The sequence below is a fragment of the Mesorhizobium sp. M2A.F.Ca.ET.043.02.1.1 genome (assembly GCF_003952405.1).
Taxonomy (GTDB): Bacteria; Pseudomonadota; Alphaproteobacteria; order Rhizobiales; family Rhizobiaceae; genus Mesorhizobium.
This window is the reverse complement of the sequence record NZ_CP034445.1, coordinates 1,825,556-1,845,764: the sequence shown is the minus strand read 5'-3', so window position 1 is coordinate 1,845,764 and position 20,209 is coordinate 1,825,556. Positions and strand designations below refer to the sequence as shown.

The window sequence follows — 20,209 nt, the reverse complement described above, 5'->3', positions numbered from 1 at the left end:
ATTACAGAAGCCTGAGCATCTTGCGCTTCACGCCATTTTCGACGGCCGCGCGACATGAGGGGAGATCCAGCATGACCTTCGATAAGAACCCCTTCCCGGAAGGCGATGCCGACCGCCACGCGCTTTGGGAAATGCTGGTGCGGCGCGATATCGATGCCTTCCTCGGCCAAGACTGGTCGATGGTCGAGGACGATTTTATCGCCGAGAGCTTCTTCGGCATGCACGCGCATTTCCTCAGCAATGCCGACGCTTGGCGGCTGCAGTTCCCAAGGCTCGAAGTCTATCGTGACGAATGGCTGCGTCAGGCCAAGGAAACTGCGGCGACGAAATTCGCCGAACCGCTGCGCGAGGCGCTGTTTCGCGTCACCAACATGCGCGACATCGATGTCGACGGTGATCGCGCGGTGCTGCACAAGAAGTTCGATGGTTCCGTCGCCAAGGCCGATGGCGGCGTCGACCGGCTGAAATGGCAGACGCTCTATTTCTGCCGCAAGGTGGGCGGCCGCTGGAAGATCGCCGGCTTCGTCGGTTACATGCCGCATCCGCTGGGCTAAAGCGTGCCGTGAGGCCGGCCTGCAAACGGCGGGTTCCCGCGCTTCCGGTGCTCACATACGCAGGCAAACGCTTCAGAGCCTATGACAGCCGCGGCAACCGCTCATCGGGCGAGCGGTGGTCGAACACGACCCCCATGGTCTTACCAACGGCGGCCATCACGATCAGCTCGACCAGATGGTCATCGCTGTCCTCGCACGATGGATCGGCATGGCGTATGGCCACGAGCATGGCGCGTGTGGAAACGGTGTCGCCGGCGCGAAACTTCGAAAGGGCAGACGAAACAAGGTCTTGCACCGTCGGATCCATGACGGGCACTTCCGCAGCGACGTTCATTGGCCTCCTCCTGCCATGAACCCTCCCTGGAAAGATGATACGCCAATGGCTGGATTGCGCCAGCGAAATGGTGGTCCGACCAGTGCCGATGGCGACAGCCTGCCGCCATCCGCCGTGTAGGGACGAGCTCACGCTCGCGCATGGGGGCGAGCCGACGCTCGCCCATGGGGACGAGCACGCTCGCCCTTAGATGTGGAACACCGCCCGGCGGTGCGCGGCCATGCTCGACGTGCCCAGCTTCGGTTGATAAGCCCGCTTGCGCGCATGGAGGCGTTCTGAGTCGAAATATGACGGTTGCAATCGAGATGGGGCAGACGAGCGCAGGCGCGCCGGCGGCCCTCGACCTTGAGGAATTGCTGGCGACCCGCCTGCTGGTGCAGGGCAATTCGGGTTCCGGCAAGTCGCATCTGCTGCGCCGGCTGCTCGAACAGAGCGCGCCCTGGGTGCAGCAGACCATCATCGACCCCGAAGGCGATTTCGTGTCGCTGGGTGAACGCTTTGGACATCTGGTGATCGACGCCGAGGAGCATACCGAGCGCGGTCTGCAGGCGGCGGGCGAGCGCGCGCGCATCCACCGCGTCTCGACGGTGCTCAATCTCGAGGGGCTCGACGCCGAGAACCAGATGCGGCGCGCAGCGGCTTTCCTCGGCGGTCTGTTCGAGGTCGCGCGCGACCACTGGTACCCGATGCTGGTGGTCGTCGACGAGGCGCAGCTCTTCGCGCCCGCCGCCGCCGGCGAGGTTTCGGACGAGGCGCGCAAGCTCTCGCTCGGCGCCATGACCAATCTGATGTGCCGCGGCCGCAAGCGCGGGCTGGCCGGCATCATCGCCACGCAGCGGCTAGCGAAGCTCGCCAAGAACGTCGCGGCGGAAGCCTCCAACTTCCTGATGGGCCGCACTTTCCTCGACATCGACATGGCGCGCGCGGCCGACCTGCTCGGCATGGAGCGGCGCCAGGCCGAAGCCTTCCGCGACCTGGAGCGCGGGCATTTCATGGCGCTTGGGCCCGCTTTGTCGCGCCGCCCGCTCGGCGTGCGCATCGGCCAGACCGAGACCAGCCCGCGCAACGGCACGCCGCGGCTGATGCCGCTGCCGGAAGCGGCGTTGGAGGATGCGCGCTCGATCATCCTTGCCGCGCCGCCGCCGGAGACGGTCAGGCCGCAGCGCCGGCCTTCGCCGGATCTCCTCGACCAGCTGATGGCAGCCAAGGCCGCGCCGCTGGAGATACGCCCTGAGCCGGCCGAGCCGCAGCCCAGCGCCGAGGACCTGGCCGAACGGCGCGAGCGCATGGACCGCATCCTGCGCGCCATTCTGGCCGAGCCCGATGCGGGTTTCCGCGTCATCGGCGTGCTCTATCAGGAGTTCGTGGTCCGCTGCCGCATCGAAGGGCTTGCCTCGGTGGTGCCCGATCTTCCGGAATTCCGCCGCATGCTGACCAGGGCGCGTGCCGGCGTCGGCTCCGACATGGCCGAGGACGATGCCTGGCGGGACGTCTCCGTGCGCGCCTCGCTGCTGCCCGAGGACATGCAGGGCGTGTTCATGATGATCGCCCGCGCCGCCAAAGAGGGCTGGCCTTGCCCGAGCGACGCGGCGATTGCGCGGGCCTACGGCTCGCATTCGCTGCGGCGGGCGCGGCGGCTGCTCGATTATATCGAGGAGCAGGGCCTCATTGTCTGCCAGGTCGACGGCACAGGGCGACGCACTGTGACGCTGGTCGAGCTCGCCTGGGCGACGGCGCCGGGCGATCCCAATGCCGCAGAGCAGGACAGCTCGGCGGCGTGATTACGGCTGCAACTCGATCGTGCGGACATCGCGGAGCGGCGGCGCGCGATGGGTAGAGACGACGACGATCCTATCGCTGAAGCGGGCGAGCAGTCGCTCGAGGATACGCTCTCCTTGTGCCTCGTCGAGGTGTTCGGTCGGTTCGTCAAGCAGCATAACGGGTCGGGATGACAGCCAGGCGCGCGCGAGGTTGATACGCTGGGCTTCGCCGAGCGAGAACCTGTCCTGCCTGACCCAGCTGTCCAGCCCGCCCGCGTCGCGGATGCGGCCGTCCATCTCGACGGCTTCCAGCGCCCGCCAGAGTACGGCATCCGGAGCATCGCCGGCAAAGAGATTGGCGCGGACGGTGTCCTCGAGCACGACCGCGTCGTGCAGGACGAGGGATACGAGCGCCCGCCGCTCGCCTGCCGACAGGATGCGGTCGTCGGTGGCGAAGGCATCGTCGCCGATCCAGCCGGCGATCTGCTTGAGCAGGCTCGTCTTGCCCGAGCCGCTTGCGCCGACGAGCAGTGTCGGCTGGCCCCGCGCGAGGAGCAGAGAGATGGGCGTTCCGATCGACCGGCCGTCGGGCGCACGGCGGTGCAGGCCGCCATGAAGCAGCAGGCCGGGCTTGATGTCATCCAGGGCGAATTCGCGCCTGCCGGCGGCGGTGCCGCGTGTCCATTGGCCGATTTCGGCGCGAGCCGCGTTGCGGCGGAGCACGGCAACCAGCATGCGCGATGCGCCATTCATGGTTTCGCCCAGCGCCAGCCAGGAGAAGGCGAGCAGCATCGGCGCGAGAAGCTCCGTGCCTTGTCTGCCCGCATACCAGGCAGCCGCCATCACACTGACGCCGGCAACCGGACCGAAAGCCGCGCCGATCATGTCCAGCATGGCCTGCAGCCGGCGAAGGGCAAGCTGCGCGGCGTCGGCGCGAGAGAGCGCGGCAAGGGCCTCAGTGCATTCGCGGTTCCAGGCGCCCTCCGCCTTCAGGGGTACCGCTGACGCCATGGCCGCGCCAAGCCGGCTCGCGCCCCCGCGGCGCAGCGACCTGGTCTCACGCCATGCCATGGCGCCAGCTCTGGCCACCCGGTTCCCCGCGAACAGGATGGCAAGCAGCAAGACTATGATGGGCAGGAGGGACAAAGGCGCCAGCACTGCCGAGCCGGCAACCAGGACCGCGAGGCCGCAGGCAAGCGTCAGAGCCGGCAGGCCGGCGCGCAGCCTGGCGAAGTCGAGGTCCTCGACATCGTCCAGATAGTCGGCAAGGCGCGAATCGTCGCCCAGCTGCCATCCGGCCCGGCGCACCGCCGGCGCCGCCGCCATCGCGGCGAACAGCTCGACGCGACGCGATATCTGATCGGTGAGCGCGGCCTTGTGGCCGGTCAGGCGCTCGCCATAGCGGGCGGCGGTGCGGCCAACCGCGAACAGCCTGATGAAAGCCGCGGGGGTGTGAAAGTTGAAAGTGAAAGCGGTGGCGGAAAGGCCGGCGATCGCCACCGAGCCGAGCAGCCAGGCGGACACGCCGCCCAGCAATATGGCGCAGGCCAGCGCGGTGAAGGCGAAGCCCGTCGCCAGCCGCCACGACTTCCGGTTCGATGACTGAAACGCTGTGCTCATGCCGCCACCTCGACGGTATCGTCACGGGTGAGATCCACAACCAGGTCGGCGGCGGCGGCAAGCTCCCGGTCATGCGTCGCCACAACGACCAGCCGCGCCTCTGAAATCCCGATCAGCATGCGCCGCACGGCCTCGGCGGTCGCGCGGTCGAGTTTTGCCGTCGGCTCGTCGGCCAGCACGGTCCGTCCGAAAAGTTGCGCGCGGGCGATGGCGATGCGAAGCCGCTGGCCGCCCGAAAGATTGGCGCCGCCCTTGTCCAGCCTTGCATCGAGACCGCCCGGCAGCAGGGCGTCGTCGAGCAGCCCGATCGCGCGCGCGGCATTTTCCAGCCGGCTCCGATCCAGCGCGCCGCCATTCCACGAAATAGCCTCCGACAACGTTCCTTCGGGCACGTAGGCATCCGTCGAAACCCAGGCGATCTCCCCAGCGGCCAGCGGACGGGTTCCCGGCGTCGGCATGGCGCCCGGCTCGAGCCCGGCGAGACGGCGCAGAAGCTTCGATTTGCCCGATCCGCTCGGACCGACGATGGCGACGAGGCCATGTGCAGGCAATGTCAGGCGCAACCGGTCGAGCACCGGCAAGGTCGTCGACGCGATCGGTTCGGCGCCGAGCAGCCGGTCCAGCGCGGTGGCAGCCGCCAACCCTTCCGCCTTGGCATGGTACTGCTCCGAGAAGCGGCGGAATGGTGCGAAATATTCCGGCGCGATCATCAGGATGAACAGGCTCTGCCAGAGCTCGAGATTGGAGAAGCCGGGGATCGTCGCAAGCTTCAGGTGCCCCAGGCCGAGGAGGATGGCGAGGATCGCAATCGAGAGCGAGGCGAAGAAGTCGATGATCCCGGCATTGGCAAAGGCTATACGCAGCAGACCGATCGTCTCGCCCGCGTAGCCCTCCAGGCGATGGCCGAGTTTTGCCTCCTCGCTTGCCGTCGCGTGGTTGGCAAGAATTGTGGGCAGCGTGCGGACGCGGTCGGCGAACTGGCCCGCCAGCCGGCCGAAGGCACACTCCTGGGCGTCGGCGCGCCGGCGGATCGCATTGCCCACCAGCGCGAAGAACAGGATCATGACCGGCGTCAGGCAGATGACCAGCAGCGCGGCCTGCCAGGAGACGAAGCAAAGCGCGATGGCAGCGAGCAATGGCCCGGCCGCCATCATGGCCGTGGCGGCACGATGGCCCACCACCAGTGCGGCGATCGCCTCCGGATGGCGCTGCATCGAGACGATCAAGGCCCCTGTCGAGAGCGACTGCAGCTGCCGCGCCGGCATCTTGCCCAGTCGCTCGCTCGCGAGCGCCCGCAGTCGCGTCGACATGGCGTTTTCCGCGGAAGCCTGCATCCTTTCGGCGGCGAATCCGGCGAGGCATGTGGCCGCGAGCAGCGCGATCATCCCGGCGACGAGCCATGGATCGACCGTCTCGCCCATCACGAGCCGGCCGGCGGCCATCGCCGCCGTCGCGGCGAAGCCGAGCCTGAGCACGGTGCGGACCGCCTGCAAGGCGAGAAGACCGCGCAATCCACGCCTTGCCAATCCCTCGGCGGCGGAAAGCGACTGAAAGGTACCGGGCGTCGCGGCGGCGGAATCAGGAACCGGTGCGGGAACGACCTGCGTTTTCATGGCCCGCTTCTCGCACAGGCGAGGAGGACATGAGTTGATTCAGGTCAAGTCCCCAGCATTCGTGTCGCGCTATGAGGCGATGTCCAGAAAGGATGCTCCATGTCCGACTTTCTTCCTCGGCGTCGCGACGGTAATCGCCACGGTGGGCTGGCGATGTTCCCGATCCTGTTGCCGTCGAGCAGCAACCCGCCTTGAGCCCGGGCGTGACGGAGGAAGCTGTCATGACGAGCGCCGAGCCGGAGCCGCTGCACAGCCCGGCAGATATGCGGCGGGCGCATATGCAGAAGCTCGCGCTCTGCCACATGCTCGAAGGCATCGCCGACGACCTGCCGTCGCGCGTCGATCGGCTCCAGTGCCTGGCCGTGGCGGCCGACCTCTTGCCGCTGCTGCGCGAGTGCCAACGCTTCGAGGAAGAGGTCGTCTTCCCTGCCTTCGTGCGGCAGACGGGCGAGGAAGACACTGTCGCGCGACTGAAGCTCGAGCACCTGGAGGATGAAAGCGCGGCGGCGGATCTCAGCGAGGCGCTGCTGGCCTATGGCCACGGGCGGCAGATCGAAAATCCCGAGGCGTTCGGCTATATGCTGCGCGCCTTCTTCGAATCGTTGCGCCGCCACATTGCCTTTGAGCGCGACCACGTGCTGCCGAAGGTTCTCCGCAATCAGTAAGTATTTGTCTTTACGCAATTCCGGACGGAAAACCGCTATGCACTTTTCCTGGAATTGCTCTAAACGAACGCCCCGGGGATCAGTCTCCGGCCCGCGCGGCCAGGCGCCCGATGTCGTCGACGATGACGTAGCGGTTGTTTTCGACGCGGATGACGCCCTCGCCCCGCAGCCGGGTGATCTGCCGGCTTACCGTCTCGACGGTGAGACCCAGGAAATCCGCGATCTCCGCGCGCGACAACGGCAGATCGAAAGCGGCGCCGCGCCGCTCCGGCCCGGCGGCGGGGTCGATGTTGCGCGCGATCATCAGAAGGAAGCTCGATATCTTCTCGGAGGCCGTCTTGCGGCCGAGCGCCACCATCCAGTCGCGCGCCTGGTCAAGCTCGCGCAGCTTCTGTTCGAGCAGGCGATGCTCAAGGTTGGGCTGCTCCTTTATCATGCGCTCCAGCGCCTGGCGCGGGAACGAGCATAGTTCGACGTCTGTCGCCGCCTCGGCGCTGAGAGTGCTCTCGCTCTGGAACGGCCTGCCGAGGAAATCGGGAGCGAATTGCAGGCCGACAATCTGCTGGCGGCCGTCGGAAAGCGTCTTGGTCAGCTTCACGACGCCTGAAAGCACGTTCGAGAAACGCTCGACGCTCCTGGAATCGCCGACCAGTTCCTTGCCGGCCTCGGCCTTGTGCCGCTTCGTCGATTTGGCAAGATCGACGAGCTGCCCGGCGTTGAGCGCGCCACATATGCCACGATGCCGCGCCTCGCATGAAACGCAGAGTACCGGGACGCCTGTCGTGTGAATATCTTCGCGCACGATGGAACATCTATAGTGTTCCCGCCCTTCACCGGCAACGCAGGCCGAAACGCGAAAGCGTCGCAGCCCGTGCCTCGAGGATCGGATGGAAACCAATCCGTCGATCGCCGCATTGCACAATTGCGGGCCGCCTGCACAATAGGCGCATGTCCACCGGTTCGTTGACCATCCTTGTTATCGACGAGAACCGCATCCGCGCCTCGATCATCGAGGCCGGGTTGCGGGACGCAGGCCATCGCCATGTCACGGTGATCCATGACGTGGCCGGCATTGCCCGGCGCATCGCCGAGATCGAGCCGGACGTCATCGTCATCGATCTGGAAAATCCCAACCGCGACATGCTGGAGAACATGTTCCAGCTGTCGCGCGCGGTGAAGCGGCCGATCGCCATGTTCGTCGACCGCTCCGACCAGGCCTCGATCGAGGCTGCGGTCGATGCGGGCGTGTCCGCCTATGTCGTCGACGGGCTGAAGAAGGAACGCATCAAGCCGATCCTCGACATGGCGATCAGCCGCTTCAACGCCTTCTCGCGCATGGCGCGCGAATTGGAGGAGGCGCGCAGCGAGCTGGAGAACCGCAAGGTCATCGACCGGGCCAAGGGCATATTGATGAAGTCGCGGGGCTTGAGCGAGGAGGCTGCCTACACGCTTCTGCGCAAGACCGCCATGAACCAGAACCGCAAGATCGCCGAGATCGCCCAGAGCCTGGTGACCGCGGCGGGCTTGCTGGGACCGCTGGAGGGCGAATGAGCATGGCGCACGAAATCACCGCCGGCTTCATGCCGCTCTTCGACAGCGCCGTTCTGGTCGTGGCCGGCGAGATGGGCTTTGCCGCCCGCGAGGGCATCGAGCTCAAGCTGCAGCGTGAGACCTCCTGGGCCAACATCCGCGACCGCATCGCCATCGGCCATTTCGACGTCGCCCATATGCTGGGGCCGATGCCGCTCGCCTGCAGCCTCGGCCTCACGCCGCTTGCCTCGGAGACCATCGTGCCCTTCTCGCTCGGGCTCGGCGGCAACTGCATCACCGTGTCCAACGCGGTTTGGGACGGCATGGCGACGCAAGGTGCCGCGCCCGACCTCGATCCGGCGCGGGCGGGGTCGGCGCTTGGCGCTCTGATCCGCGAGCGGGCGGGTGCCGGCCGCGAGCCGCTGCGCTTCGCCGTCGTGCATCCGCATTCCGGGCATAATTACGAGCTGCGCTACTGGCTGGCCGCCTGCGGCATCGATCCCGACCGCGACATCGAGATCGTCATCGTGCCGCCGCCCTTCATGGCCGATGCGCTGGCTGCCGGCCGCATCGACGGCTATTGCGTCGGCGAGCCTTGGAACAGCGCCGCTGTCGCGGCCGGAACCGGCCGCATCGTCACCGTCAAGGCGCTGCTCTGGCGCAACAGTCCGGAAAAGGTGATCGGCGCGCGTAAGGTGTGGGCCGAGGAGAACCCGGAGGCGCTTGCAGCACTTCTCAGGGCGTTGCATCACGCCGCCCGCTGGTGCCAGGACCCGGCGAACCGCGGCGAACTGGCCGCGCTGATGGCGAAGCCGGCCTTCCTTGGGCAGCCGGAGGCAATCCAGATGCCGGCGCTCACTGGACGCCTTCAACTTGGCGGCGGCGTGGAGCGGCGCGTCGAGGATTTCTTCCTGCCCTTCGACAAGGCGGCGAACTTCCCCTGGAAAAGCCATGCGCTGTGGTTCTACACGCAGATGGTGCGCTGGGGGCAATTGCCGCACACACCGCAGAACCTCGCCATCGCCCGCGACTGCTATCGGCCCGACCTCTACCGCTCGGCGCTGAAGCCGCTCGGCGTGGCGCTGCCCGGCGCCAATGCCAAGGTCGAGGGCGCGCTGAAGGTTGCGACGCCAGTCGGCTCGGCGGGGGCGAGCCTGGTGCTTGGTCCCGACGGATTTTTCGACGGCCAGATCTTCGATCCGGACCGGATCGACGCCTACATTGCCGGCCAGAAACGCGCCTGATCATTCGCGCGCCAGTCTTGTGCGATGCACAAAATTTGTGCGGCATGTCCATGCCATTGATCAATGTTTGACCGCGTTGCAGCTTGGCTCCGCCGCAGGCCCATTGTGCAGCATGCTGATTTTAAATGAAATTCTGATCTCTCGTAAAACTGGCACGCTTCGTGCTTTGAAATAGACCGAGCCCCTCGTGGGCAACAGAACAGGCGTCCAATGGCGGGCGCCACAGGCAAAGCTGCCGCTCAGGTCACCACGCGAATCCCGGATGTACGGACGCGAGGGGGCCTGGACGGCAGCTTTTTTCGTTTTGGACCGGAGATGACGATGACCAGACGGATCGGACCCTCGCTCAAGGATTTCACCCGCCGCGATGTCCTGGCGAGCAGCGCGCTGACGGCGGTGCTGTTCGTTGCCGCGCTGTTCTTGTTTCCCGCCAGCCACGAAGCCGAGGGCAACGGTTCGCATGTGACCGCGCAAGCCCCGGCGCGCTGACCGATGCCGCACGCCTGATCAACACCACACGCGGCGCCTGCCGCCGCAAACCGGAGCCAACCATGACCGCAAACCTCCCAGCCGCGCAAAGCCAGGACAGTGCTCCCCGGCAGGCGCTCGTCATGTCCACCATCGCCTTCACCGTCTGCTTCGCGGTGTGGACGATCTTTTCCATCATCGGCGTGCGCATCAAGCAGGAGCTCGGGCTGAACGAGACCGAGTTCGGCCTGCTGGTCGGCACGCCGATCCTGACCGGATCGCTGGTGCGCATGGTGCTCGGCGTCTGGACCGACCGCTATGGCGGCCGCCTGGTCTACACGCTCACCATGCTCGCGGCGGCGGTCGCGACCTTCCTGCTCGCTTTCGCCCACACCTATCAGCAGATGCTGCTTGCCGCCCTCGGCGTCGGTCTCGCTGGCGGCTCCTTCGCCGTCGGCGTCGCCTATGTGTCGCGCTTCTTCCCCGCCGGCAGACAAGGCACGGCGCTCGGCATTTTCGGCGTCGGCAATGTCGGTGCGGCGGTCACCAAGTTCCTGGCGCCGCTCGTGCTGCTTGCCTGGGGCTGGCAGTCGGTGGCGCTGATCTGGGCCGCGGCGCTGGTCGTCATGGCGATCGTCTTCTGGTTCACTACCAACGAAGATCCTGTCATCCGCGAACGCCGTGCCGGCAAGGCGGCGCCGACGAGGAGCTTCTGGCAGGAATTCGCGCCGCTGAAGAACCTGCAGGTCTGGCGCTTCGCCTTTTACTATTTCTTCGCCTTCGGCGCGTTCGTGGCGCTGTCGCTCTGGCTGCCGCGCTACCTGATCGGCGTCTACGGCTTCGGCATCGCCACCGCCGGCATGATCGGCGCCGCCTATTCGATCCCCGCAAGCATCTTCCGCGCCTATGGCGGCGTGTTGTCCGACCGCGTCGGTGCCCGCACCGTGCTCTATTGGACCTTCAGCGTTTCTGCCGTCGCGACCCTCGTTCTGTCTCTCCCCTCGGCAGATTACGTGGTGCGCGGCATCAGCGGGCCGATCCCGTTCCACTTCGAGATCGGCCCGCTCGCCTTCATCGCCATAGCCTCCGTGCTCGGCTTCTTCATGAGCCTCGGCAAGGCCGCCGTCTACAAGCATATCCCTGCCTATTATCCGCAGAGCGTCGGCGCGGTCGGCGGCGTCGTCGGCATGATCGGCGGCCTCGGCGGCTTCATCCTGCCGATCGCCTTCGGCGTGCTGAACGACCTCACCGGCGTCTGGTCGAGCTGCTTCATGCTGCTCTTCGTGATCGTCTTGTCCTGCCTGGTCTGGATGCACTTCAGCATCCGCCGCATGGAGCGCCGGGCGGCCGTCAAGACACTGTCCCTTTCCTATGCCGCCGAATAACCGGAGAGCGACATGAGCGAAAAACTTGTCATCATCGGCAACGGCATGGCGCCCGGCAGGATGCTGGAGCACCTGCTGGAAGCGGCGCCCGACCGCTACGCTGTCACCATCTTCAACGCCGAGCCGCGCGTGAATTACGACCGCATCATGCTGTCGCCGGTCCTGTCGGGCGAGAAGGCGTTCGAGGAAATCGTCATCCATGGCGACGGCTGGTACATCAAGCACGACATCACCCTCTACAAGGGCCACCGGATCGTCGTCATCGACCGCGAGGCCAAGACCGTCACCTCGGACCACGGCGTGACCGAGAGCTACGACCGGCTGGTCATCGCCACCGGCTCGGTGCCCTTCATCATTCCGGTGCCGGGCAAGGACTTGCCCGGCGTGCTCAGCTATCGCGACGTCGACGACGTCAACGCCATGCTGCTTGCGGCGCAGTCGCGCGCCAAGGCGGTCGTCATCGGCGGCGGCCTGCTCGGGTTGGAAGCCGCTGCCGGGCTCAAGGAACGCGGCATGGACGTCACCGTGCTGCACGTCATGCCGACGCTGATGGAGCGCCAGCTCGACCCGGCCGCCGGCTATCTGCTGCAGAAGGCCGTCGAGGCGCGCGGCATCAAGGTCATGACCAAGGCCAACACCAAGGCCATTGTCGGCGACGGCAAGGTTGAGGGTGTCGAGCTGATGGACGGCACGATCATCCCGGCGACGCTGGTGGTGATGGCGGTCGGCATCCGCCCGAGCACCGCTCTGGCCAAGGAGGCCGGGCTCGAGGTCAATCGCGGCATAGTCGTCGACGACCGCATGCGGACCTCCGATCCTGCCATCATGGCGCTCGGCGAATGCGCCGAGGTCGGCGGCCACGTCTACGGACTGGTCGCCCCGCTCTACGAGATGGCGCGGGTCGCTGCGGCCGCGCTGGCGGACAGCGAGGACAGGCGCTTCGTCCATTCCGACACGCCGACCAAGCTCAAGGTCACCGGCATCGACCTCTATTCGCTGGGCGACTTCGCCGATGGCGAGGACCGCGAGGAGATCATCCTGCGCGACGCATCCGCTGGCATCTACAAGCGCCTCGTGCTGCAGGACAACCGCATCATCGGCACGGTGCTGTTCGGCGAGACGGGTGACGGCGCCTGGTTCAACGACCTCAAGAAGAAGGCGACAGATATCTCCGAGATGCGCGACACGCTGATCTTCGGCCAGGCGTTCCAGGGAGGCGTTTCCTCGGACCCTTTGGCGGCCGTTGCGGCACTGGCGGATGATGCGGAAATCTGCGGCTGCAACGGCGTCTGCAAGGGCAAGATCACCGGCGCGATCTCGGCCAAGGGGCTGACCGGCCTCGACGATGTGCGCGCGCATACGAAAGCTTCGGCCTCCTGCGGCTCGTGCACGGGTCTGGTCGAACAGCTGCTGAAGCTGACGCTCGGCGAAGCGTACAATCCGGCGGCGGTGCAGCCCATGTGCAGCTGCACGAGCCTCGGTCATGACGATGTGCGGCGCCTGATCAAGGCGAAGGGCCTGAAGACAATTCCGGCCGTCATGCAGGAGCTTGAATGGAAGACCTCCTGCGGCTGCGCCAAATGCCGTCCGGCGCTGAACTATTATCTGGTCTGCGACTGGCCCGACCAATATGCCGACGACTACCAGTCGCGCTTCATCAACGAGCGCGTGCACGCCAACATCCAGAAGGACGGCACCTATTCGGTGGTGCCGCGCATGTGGGGCGGGGTGACCAGCGCAAACGAATTGCGCGCCATTGCCGATGTCGTCGACAAGTTCGAGATCCCGATGGTCAAGGTGACCGGCGGCCAGCGTATCGACATGCTGGGTATCCGCAAGGAAGACCTGCCGGCGGTGTGGTCCGATCTCGGCAAGGCCGGCTTCGTCTCCGGCCATGCCTATGCCAAGGGTCTGCGCACGGTGAAGACCTGCGTCGGTACCGACTGGTGCCGTTTCGGCACGCAGGATTCGACCGGGCTCGGCATCCGCATCGAGAAATTCATGTGGGGCTCGTGGACGCCGGCCAAGGTGAAGATGGCGGTATCGGGATGCCCGCGCAACTGCGCGGAGGCGACCTGCAAGGATGTCGGCGTGGTCTGTGTCGACTCCGGCTACGAGATCCATTTCGCGGGCGCTGCTGGCCTCGACATCAAGGGCACGGAAGTGCTCGGGCTGGTGAAGACCGAGGACGAGGCGCTGGAGGTGATCGTGGCGCTCGTCCAGATGTATCGCGAGCAGGCGCGCTATCTCGAGCGCATCTACAAATGGGCGAAGCGCATCGGCACCGCCGAGATCAAAAAACAGATCCTGGATGATGGCGAGAAGCGCAAAGCCTATTACGAGCGCTTCGTCTTCAGCCAGAAATTCGCCCAGGTCGATCCATGGTCCGAGCGCGTCTCCGGCAAGGACAAGCATGAGTTCCGGCCGATGGCTTCGGTCGGGTACGCGGAGGCGGCGGAATGAGTCGACAGGAAAGAGACCGCATGAACTGGATCGCCATCGGCTCCATCGCCGACATTCCGCCGCGTGGCGCGCGCTGCGTTGCAACGCCGCAAGGCAAGATCGCGGTCTTCCGCACGGCGGACGACCAGGTCTTTGCGATCGACGACCACTGCCCGCACAGGGGCGGGCCGCTCAGCCAAGGCATCGTCCACGGCGCGGCGGTGACCTGCCCGTTGCACAATTGGGTGATCTCGCTGGGGACCGGCAAGGCGCTCGGCGCCGACGAGGGCGCGGTGCGAACGATCCCGGTGAGGGTCGAGGGCGAAATGCTCTTCATCGCGCTCGAAGCGCTGGCCTCAAAAGCGGCCTGAGGCATGGAGGAAGCGCGCGAGGTGAGGACCACCTGCCCCTATTGCGGGGTGGGCTGCGGCGTGCTGGCCAAGGTCGCCGCGGACGGTACGACGACCGTCCGCGGCGATCCCGAGCACCCGGCCAATTTCGGCCGGCTCTGCTCCAAGGGTTCCGCCCTCGCCGAGACACTCGGCCTCGAAGGCCGTCTGCTTCAGCCGGAGATCGGCGGCAGGCAGGCCGGTTGGGACGAAGCGCTCGACCTCGTGGCCGAAAAATTCTCGCGGGCGATCGCCGAGCATGGGCCGGATTCGGTCGCCTTCTATGTGTCCGGCCAATTGCTCACCGAGGACTATTACGTCGCCAACAAGCTGATGAAGGGTTTTGTCGGTTCGGCCAATATCGACACCAATTCGCGGCTTTGCATGGCGTCGTCCGTCGCCGGTCACCGCCGCGCCTTTGGCGAGGACATCGTTCCCGGCGTCTATGAGGATTTCGAGCACGCCGATCTCATCGTGCTCACCGGCTCCAACACCGCATGGTGTCATCCGGTGCTCTACCAGCGCATGCTCACCGCGCGCAGAGAGCGTGGGACGAAAATCGTCGTCATCGATCCGCGCCGCACCGCCACGGCCGACGAGTGCGACCTGCATCTGGCGCTGGACCCTGGCACGGACGTGCTGTTGTTCAACGGATTGCTCGCGTATCTCGTCCAGAGCGGGAAGAGCGATACCGATTTCATCCGCGACAACACGTCGGGCTTCGACGCCGCGGCCGCGCTGGCCAGCGCCGATGCGCCGTCGATCGCACGTATTGCGAAGGGCTGCGGATTGGCGGCCGCCGATGTCCAGGCCTTCTACGATCTCTTCGCCGACACTGACCGGACCGTCACCGTCTACAGCCAGGGTGTGAACCAGTCGGCGCATGGAACCGACAAGGTCAACGCCATCATCAATTGCCATCTCGCCACCGGCCGCATCGGCAAGCCCGGCATGGGACCGTTCTCGGTCACCGGGCAGCCGAACGCCATGGGCGGCCGCGAGGTGGGTGGCCTGGCCAATCAGCTCGCCGCGCATATGGACTTCGCGGATGAAGCCAACATCGATCGTGTCTCCCGCTTCTGGAAGGCGCCCGACATCGCCCGCCGCGTCGGCCTGAAGGCGGTGGACATGTTCCAGGCGGTCGCCGACGGCCGCATCAAGGCGCTGTGGGTCATGGGCACCAATCCGGCGGTCTCCATGCCGGATGCTTCACGCGTGCGTGCCGCGCTCGCTAAATGCGATTTCGTCGTCGTTTCGGATGTCACCCGCACCGACACCACGCGCTGTGCCGACGTTCTGCTGCCGGCCGCTGGTTGGGGCGAGAAGGACGGCACGGTCACCAATTCGGAGCGGCGTATCTCGCGCCAGCGACCGTTCCTGCCGCCGGCGGGCGAGGCGAGAGCCGACTGGCGCATCGTCTGCGATGTCGCCGCCCGCATGGGCTTTGGCGATGCCTTCGCCTTCCGGGCGCCGGCCGAGATTTTCCGCGAGCATGCGGCGCTCTCCGCCTTCGAGAACGGGGGCGAGCGCCTGTTCGATCTCGGCGGCTTTGCTGATCTTACCGATGAAGACTATTCAACCTTCGCGCCGCGTCTTTGGCCCACGTCGGATCGAGGCGAGCACCAGACGAGATTGTTTGGCGACGGTCGTTTTCCGACGCCCGACGGCCGCGCGCGCTTCGTGGCGGTGCGGCAGGAGGCAACGGCCTTCAGCGTCGATGCCGACTATCCACTTGCCCTGAACACCGGCCGGGTTCGCGATCAGTGGCACACCATGACGCGCACCGGGAATGTGCCGCGTTTGATGGCTAACGTGCCGGAGCCGGCGGTCGATCTTCATCCGGCCGATGCGGCCGCGCGACACCTAAAGGATGGCGACCTCGCCCAGCTTTCAACCCGCTTCGGCTTCGTTCGGGCGAGAGTACGCGTGGCCGACTCGCAGCGGCGTGGCCATGCTTTCCTGCCCATGCACTGGAGCGGACAGTTCGCGGCCAGGGCCGCGGCCGGTCTGCTGTCCTCGCCGGTCACCGATCCGCATTCCGGCCAACCGGAGCTCAAGCATGTTCCAGTCAGGATCGTGCGGGAAGAGACCGGCTGGGCCGGCGTGCTCATCACACGCCGTGATCTGCGGCCGACAGGTTTCGTCCACTGGAGCCGGCATGCGGTCGATGGCGGCTGGGTCTATGAACTGACTGGAACCGAGCCGCCGGACCAGGGGATCCTCCTGGCGCGCAAGCTGCTGGGCGTCAAACGGCGGGACCAGTTGCTCGAATACACCGATCGCCGCGGGCTCGCCTATCGCGCGGCGGCCATCGACGATGGCGGCGCCATGGCCGAGGCCTTGCTGGTCGCCGCTCCAGACCAACTGCCGGCGCGCGACTGGCTGGTGTCCCTGCTCGCCACGCGCCAGAAGCTGTCGACAACAGATCGCCATGCGCTTCTATCCGGCCGCTCGCCCGTGCCCATGCCTGCCATTGGGCGGGTCGTGTGCGCATGCTTCCATGTCGGCGCCAACCAAATCGCGTCCGCGGTCGCCACCGGATGCGACAGCCTCGAAGCGATCGGTTCGATGCTACGCGCCGGCACCAATTGCGGCTCCTGCCGCTCCGAGATCCGGGCGATCATCGGCGCCCGCCAGGTGCAAGCGGCGGAGTGAGCCGTGCGCCGGCGCTACCGGTCTTCGACGATCCGCAGATAGGCCGCCGTCACGAACAGCACGATGAAGCCGAACAGGATGCGGCGGCCGCCTTCGGGCATCTGCAGAATGGTGAGCAGCGTCGTCAGCACGGTCAGGATCAGCGCGCCGATGATGGTGCCGGTATAGCCGCCGCGACCGCCGAAGATCGAGGTGCCGCCGATGACGGCGGCGGCCACCGAAGGCAGCACCAGCGGCTCGGCGAGCGACAGCGAAGGCGCCTTGATCAGGCCGATATAGAGCAGGCCGGTGATGCCGGCGAGCAGGCTGGAAAGGACGTAGAGCGCCGTGATCACCTGCCAGTAGCGGACGCCGGACAGGCGCGCGGCGCGCTCATTGTCGCCGACGGAATAGAGCAGGCGGCCGAAGCCGGTACGGTTCAGCATGAAGACGATCAGCACGGCCACCGGCACGAACAGGAGAAGCGCATTGGGAAAACCGTAGGTGAGGCCGGTGCCCAGCCAGTTGAGGAAATCCGGGATTTTCGCGCCCGACGCGATCACGGTGCGCTGGTAGACCTGCAGGAAGCCGGTGCCGATCAGGCTGGTGCCGAGCGTCATGATCAGCGGATGCACCCGGAACACGCCGACGCCGATGCCGTTGACGAGGCCGATCAGCACGGCGGGCAGCATGGCCAGCAGGAAAGCCACAGCCGGATCCTGGTTGACGATCTGGGTGGCCATGATGAAGGCGCTCATCGTCGCCACCGTGCCGACGGAAAGGTCGATGCCGCCGGTCAGCATGGTCATGGTCTGGCAGCCGGCGAGGATCGCCAGCGGAATGGCGAACTTCGCCGTGTTGGCGAGCCAGCGCTCGTTGACGATGCCGGGGCGCAGGATCTGCAGGATCACCACGAGAATGATCAAGAGGATGATCAAAGGGATCAGCGGCCGGTCCGCCATGAAGCGCTTCAGGCGGCGGCCGAACGAGACGGGCCGGGGCATGGTCGCGATGTCGGTCATGGCGTTGCTCCTGCCGGACGGCTCCGCATGGTGATGAAGGCGCCGAACATCACGACCGCGACCATGATCAAACCTTCGATGATGGCGGTGACGTTCGGATCGATGGCCAGAAGCGTCAGGTCGGTGCGCACCAGCCGCAGCACGAAGACGGCGATGATCGGCCCGAGCAGGCCGCCCTTGCCGCCGCCGAGCGCGACGCCGCCCAGCACCACCGCGGCGACGCTGGCGAGCAGATAAGGCCCGGGTATCGGCGCGCCGATGCCGGTGCTGATGGTGAGCGACAGGCCGCCGAGCGCCGCAAACAGACCGGAGAGCGCATAGGCGATGATCCTGGTGCGGGCCACCGGCACGCCGCTGCGAAAGGCAGCGAGCTCGTTGCTGCCGATGGCGTAGATGGAGAGGCCGAGGCGCGAGCGCCTGAGCGGAATCCACACGATGCAGAGACAGACGACGAGCAGCACCAGCGCCTTCGGGACCCAGGCGTCGGCCCAATCGGGCAGACCGGGGACCGGCACCGTGCCGATGACGCTGGCCTTCAGCCATTCGGCGGCCGCGCCTCCGGGAGCGCCGAGCACGAGGAGCGCCGCGCCCTGCAGCACGAACAGCATGGCAAGCGTGACGACGATGTCGGGCACCCGGGTGACGACAATGAGGATACCGTTCAGCGCGCCGAGGACCAGCCCCATGGCCAGCACGAAGGGCACGACGAAGAGCGCATATTCCTCGCTGGCGCCGTTCATCATCGAGGCTGCGGTGACGCTGGTCAGCGCCATCATGGCGGCGACCGAAAGGTCGATGCCGCCGGCGATGACGACGACGGTCTGAGCGGCGACGGCGAAGGCGTAAGGCAGGACCGCCCGCGCCAGCGAGCCGAAGTCGCCGCTGCCATAGCCGGGCTGGATCAGCTTGGTGACGACGAAGAGGAAGATCAGCAGGGCAAAGAGGCCGGCGACCCAGCCCTGGTTGCGGAGGAAGCGGCTCATGGCGCGACCTCCGCATCGGAAGCGGGTTTGACCTCGGCAAGGATGCCGACATCGGCCCTGGCGCCGCGCGGCAGGCCGTAAGCTGCGCGCATCAATGCCGCTTCATCGGCCTCTTCCACCGGGAAGGTGTCGACGACACGGCCGCCGAAGATCACGATGACACGGTCGCAGACGCGCTGCACCTCCTCCATTTCGGATGTGTAGAACAGCACCGACTTGCCCTGGCCGGCGAGCTCGCGCAGCAGCTTGTAGATTTCCTGCTTGGTGCCGACATCGATGCCGCGCGTCGGGTCGAAGCAGAGGATGGTGCGGGCGTTGGCCGCGATCCAGCGGGCGATGGTTACCTTCTGCTGGTTGCCGCCGGAAAGGCGCTGCACCTCGCCCTGGGCGCGGGTGTCGATCTGCAATCTGCCGATGGCGCCGGAAATCACAAACTCCTCGCGCCGCATGCGGATCGGCCCCCATTTGCGCAGCCCGGCGCTGAAGGGCAGCGCGATGTTCTCGCGCACCGAACGCTGCATGGCCAAGGCCTCGGTGCGGTCGCCGGGCACATAGGCGATGCCGGCCTGGATGGCGTCGCTCGGATGCGAGAATTTCACCGGCGCGCCGTCGACGTCGATCGTGCCGCCGGTCGGGCGGATCGAGCCGGCAAGCGCTGCGAAGAGCTCGTCCTGGCCCTGGCCCTCGAGCGCGAAGACGCCGACGACCTCGCCATTGGCGAGATCGAAGGAGACATCGTTGAGCTTGGTGCCGAGCTGCAGGTTGCGGACGGACAGGCGCGGACGGCCGCCGGCCGCAACCGCCACATCATTCGCCGCTCGCGCGGCGACGCGCGTCTTCTCGATGCGGGTGCCGAGCATCATCTCGACTATTCCTTCCTCGACGCCCGGCTCGATGTCGACGACGCCGACAGTGGAGCCGTCGCGCAGCACGGTGGCGCGGTCGCAGAGCGCGGAGATCTCGACGAAACGGTGCGAGATGAAGATGACCGAGCGGCCGGCGTCACCCTGGCGGCGCACGACTTCCAGCACTTTCTCGGCGAGGTTCGCCGGCAGCGCCGCGGTCATCTCGTCGAGCAGCAGCACGTCGGGCTCGACGGCCAGAGCGCGCGCCAGGTCGAGCACGCGCAGGATGGCCAGAGGGATATGGCGGGCCGTCTCGCGGATGTCGAGGTCGGGAATGCCGAGCTCGCGCACCCATGCGCGGAAGGGCTCGACCGGCGTGCCGGTGAGCCTGAGATTGGAGAGGACGTCGAGATCCGGAATCAGCGACGGTTCCTGATAGACCGGCAGCAGCCCGGCGCGGCGGGCGGCCGCGGGGGAGCGGACATCGAGCTGCTGGCCGCGGATCAGGATGCGCCCTGCATCCGCCTTTATCGCCCCGGTCAGGATCTTCACCAGCGTCGACTTGCCGGCGCCGTTGGCGCCCATCAGCGCGTGGACCTCACCCGGCAGCACGGACAGCGAAGCGTTGCGTAGCGCGGCAACCGCGCCGTAATTCTTAGCCACGCCGGTGGCGTCGAGGAGAGGGCTGGTGGTCAAAGCGTTCTCGATCTGGAGCGTTTCA

The 20,209-nt window shown here is 66.5% G+C and carries 17 protein-coding genes; 10 read left to right on the top strand and 7 right to left on the bottom strand.

All coding sequences use genetic code 11. From position 1 onward, the window contains the following. The first annotated feature begins 71 nt into the window (after window positions 1-71). On the top strand, window positions 72-554 hold the full coding sequence (locus EJ068_RS08710) for a hypothetical protein (RefSeq protein WP_127249485.1): 483 nt from the start codon (window positions 72-74) through the stop codon (window positions 552-554). Between the two features lie 79 nt (window positions 555-633). Here EJ068_RS08710 and EJ068_RS08705 read toward each other — a convergent pair whose 3' ends face one another. Further along, window positions 634-888, bottom strand: a complete 255-nt coding sequence (locus EJ068_RS08705; protein WP_127249484.1) for a hypothetical protein — start codon at window positions 886-888, stop codon at window positions 634-636. A gap of 287 nt (window positions 889-1,175) precedes the next feature. Between EJ068_RS08705 and EJ068_RS08700 the strand changes: the two genes are divergently transcribed. Continuing rightward, window positions 1,176-2,669 (top strand): ATP-binding protein, encoded by a 1,494-nt coding sequence (locus EJ068_RS08700; RefSeq protein WP_127249483.1) that lies wholly within the window; start codon window positions 1,176-1,178, stop codon window positions 2,667-2,669. Here the strand turns inward: EJ068_RS08700 and EJ068_RS08695 are convergent, their stop codons facing one another. Both EJ068_RS08695 and EJ068_RS08690 read right to left on the bottom strand, forming a co-directional pair. Continuing rightward, a complete protein-coding gene (locus tag EJ068_RS08695) occupies window positions 2,670-4,268 on the bottom strand; it encodes an ATP-binding cassette domain-containing protein (protein WP_127249482.1) in 1,599 nt (532 codons plus the stop codon). Next, entirely contained in the window at window positions 4,265-5,881 is a 1,617-nt protein-coding gene (locus EJ068_RS08690; RefSeq protein ID WP_127249481.1) for an ATP-binding cassette domain-containing protein, read from the bottom strand. Before EJ068_RS08690 ends, EJ068_RS08695 begins: the two co-directional genes overlap by 4 nt. Window positions 5,882-6,159: 278 nt before the next feature. Between EJ068_RS08690 and EJ068_RS08685 the strand changes: the two genes are divergently transcribed. After that, a complete protein-coding gene (locus tag EJ068_RS08685) occupies window positions 6,160-6,546 on the top strand; it encodes a hemerythrin domain-containing protein (protein WP_245463381.1) in 387 nt (128 codons plus the stop codon). Window positions 6,547-6,625: 79 nt separating this feature from the next. On the opposite strand, the gene EJ068_RS08680 is transcribed toward EJ068_RS08685, so the two are convergent. After that, entirely contained in the window at window positions 6,626-7,348 is a 723-nt protein-coding gene (locus tag EJ068_RS08680) for a Crp/Fnr family transcriptional regulator (RefSeq protein ID WP_348527704.1), read from the bottom strand. 146 nt (window positions 7,349-7,494) lie between these two features. Between EJ068_RS08680 and EJ068_RS08675 the strand changes: the two genes are divergently transcribed. From EJ068_RS08675 to EJ068_RS08650, 7 genes are all read left to right on the top strand, one after another. After that, window positions 7,495-8,097, top strand: coding sequence for an ANTAR domain-containing response regulator (locus EJ068_RS08675; protein WP_042638220.1), 603 nt, complete (start codon window positions 7,495-7,497; stop codon window positions 8,095-8,097). Beyond that, window positions 8,094-9,320 (top strand): CmpA/NrtA family ABC transporter substrate-binding protein, encoded by a 1,227-nt coding sequence (locus tag EJ068_RS08670; protein ID WP_127249480.1) that lies wholly within the window; start codon window positions 8,094-8,096, stop codon window positions 9,318-9,320. The genes EJ068_RS08675 and EJ068_RS08670 overlap by 4 nt, the downstream gene beginning before the upstream one ends. Before the next feature lie 321 nt (window positions 9,321-9,641). Beyond that, complete coding sequence (locus EJ068_RS32535; protein WP_189342353.1) at window positions 9,642-9,809, top strand: hypothetical protein; 168 nt, start codon at window positions 9,642-9,644, stop codon at window positions 9,807-9,809. 62 nt (window positions 9,810-9,871) lie between these two features. After that, window positions 9,872-11,173 carry a nitrate/nitrite transporter gene (locus EJ068_RS08665; protein ID WP_127249479.1) on the top strand — a complete coding sequence of 434 codons (1,302 nt, stop codon included), beginning with the start codon at window positions 9,872-9,874 and terminating at the stop codon, window positions 11,171-11,173. 12 nt (window positions 11,174-11,185) lie between these two features. Next, complete coding sequence (gene nirB, locus EJ068_RS08660) at window positions 11,186-13,636, top strand: nitrite reductase large subunit NirB (protein WP_127249478.1); 2,451 nt, start codon at window positions 11,186-11,188, stop codon at window positions 13,634-13,636. Between the two features lie 20 nt (window positions 13,637-13,656). Beyond that, on the top strand, window positions 13,657-13,986 hold the full coding sequence (gene nirD / locus EJ068_RS08655) for a nitrite reductase small subunit NirD (protein WP_127249477.1): 330 nt from the start codon (window positions 13,657-13,659) through the stop codon (window positions 13,984-13,986). A gap of 3 nt (window positions 13,987-13,989) precedes the next feature. Further along, window positions 13,990-16,659 carry a nitrate reductase gene (locus tag EJ068_RS08650; RefSeq protein ID WP_127249476.1) on the top strand — a complete coding sequence of 890 codons (2,670 nt, stop codon included), beginning with the start codon at window positions 13,990-13,992 and terminating at the stop codon, window positions 16,657-16,659. Window positions 16,660-16,673: 14 nt separating this feature from the next. On the opposite strand, the gene EJ068_RS08645 is transcribed toward EJ068_RS08650, so the two are convergent. The 3 genes from EJ068_RS08645 to EJ068_RS08635 are packed head-to-tail and all read right to left on the bottom strand — an operon-like array spanning window position 16,674 to window position 20,184. Beyond that, window positions 16,674-17,660, bottom strand: a complete 987-nt coding sequence (locus EJ068_RS08645; RefSeq protein ID WP_128315454.1) for an ABC transporter permease — start codon at window positions 17,658-17,660, stop codon at window positions 16,674-16,676. Next, the gene (locus EJ068_RS08640; RefSeq protein ID WP_127249474.1) at window positions 17,657-18,643 is read right to left on the bottom strand and encodes an ABC transporter permease; all 987 of its coding nucleotides are present in this window, start codon (window positions 18,641-18,643) and stop codon (window positions 17,657-17,659) included. The genes EJ068_RS08645 and EJ068_RS08640 overlap by 4 nt, the downstream gene beginning before the upstream one ends. Continuing rightward, window positions 18,640-20,184, bottom strand: a complete 1,545-nt coding sequence (locus EJ068_RS08635) for a sugar ABC transporter ATP-binding protein (RefSeq protein ID WP_127249473.1) — start codon at window positions 20,182-20,184, stop codon at window positions 18,640-18,642. Before EJ068_RS08635 ends, EJ068_RS08640 begins: the two co-directional genes overlap by 4 nt. Window positions 20,185-20,209 lie beyond the last annotated feature (25 nt).

Bases quoted from the DNA above. Each gene is read 5' to 3' on its own strand.
- EJ068_RS08710 (WP_127249485.1), top strand. From the start codon at position 72: ATGACCTTCGATAAGAACCCCTTCCCGGAAGGCGATGCCGACCGCCAC.
- EJ068_RS08705 (WP_127249484.1), bottom strand. From the start codon at position 888: ATGAACGTCGCTGCGGAAGTGCCCGTCATGGATCCGACGGTGCAAGAC.
- EJ068_RS08700 (WP_127249483.1), top strand. From the start codon at position 1,176: ATGACGGTTGCAATCGAGATGGGGCAGACGAGCGCAGGCGCGCCGGCG.
- EJ068_RS08695 (WP_127249482.1), bottom strand. From the start codon at position 4,268: ATGAGCACAGCGTTTCAGTCATCGAACCGGAAGTCGTGGCGGCTGGCG.
- EJ068_RS08690 (WP_127249481.1), bottom strand. From the start codon at position 5,881: ATGAAAACGCAGGTCGTTCCCGCACCGGTTCCTGATTCCGCCGCCGCG.
- EJ068_RS08685 (WP_245463381.1), top strand. From the start codon at position 6,160: ATGCAGAAGCTCGCGCTCTGCCACATGCTCGAAGGCATCGCCGACGAC.
- EJ068_RS08675 (WP_042638220.1), top strand. From the start codon at position 7,495: ATGTCCACCGGTTCGTTGACCATCCTTGTTATCGACGAGAACCGCATC.
- EJ068_RS08670 (WP_127249480.1), top strand. From the start codon at position 8,094: ATGAGCATGGCGCACGAAATCACCGCCGGCTTCATGCCGCTCTTCGAC.
- EJ068_RS32535 (WP_189342353.1), top strand. From the start codon at position 9,642: ATGACCAGACGGATCGGACCCTCGCTCAAGGATTTCACCCGCCGCGAT.
- EJ068_RS08665 (WP_127249479.1), top strand. From the start codon at position 9,872: ATGACCGCAAACCTCCCAGCCGCGCAAAGCCAGGACAGTGCTCCCCGG.
- nirB (WP_127249478.1), top strand. From the start codon at position 11,186: ATGAGCGAAAAACTTGTCATCATCGGCAACGGCATGGCGCCCGGCAGG.
- nirD (WP_127249477.1), top strand. From the start codon at position 13,657: ATGAACTGGATCGCCATCGGCTCCATCGCCGACATTCCGCCGCGTGGC.
- EJ068_RS08650 (WP_127249476.1), top strand. From the start codon at position 13,990: ATGGAGGAAGCGCGCGAGGTGAGGACCACCTGCCCCTATTGCGGGGTG.
- EJ068_RS08645 (WP_128315454.1), bottom strand. From the start codon at position 17,660: ATGACCGACATCGCGACCATGCCCCGGCCCGTCTCGTTCGGCCGCCGC.
- EJ068_RS08640 (WP_127249474.1), bottom strand. From the start codon at position 18,643: ATGAGCCGCTTCCTCCGCAACCAGGGCTGGGTCGCCGGCCTCTTTGCC.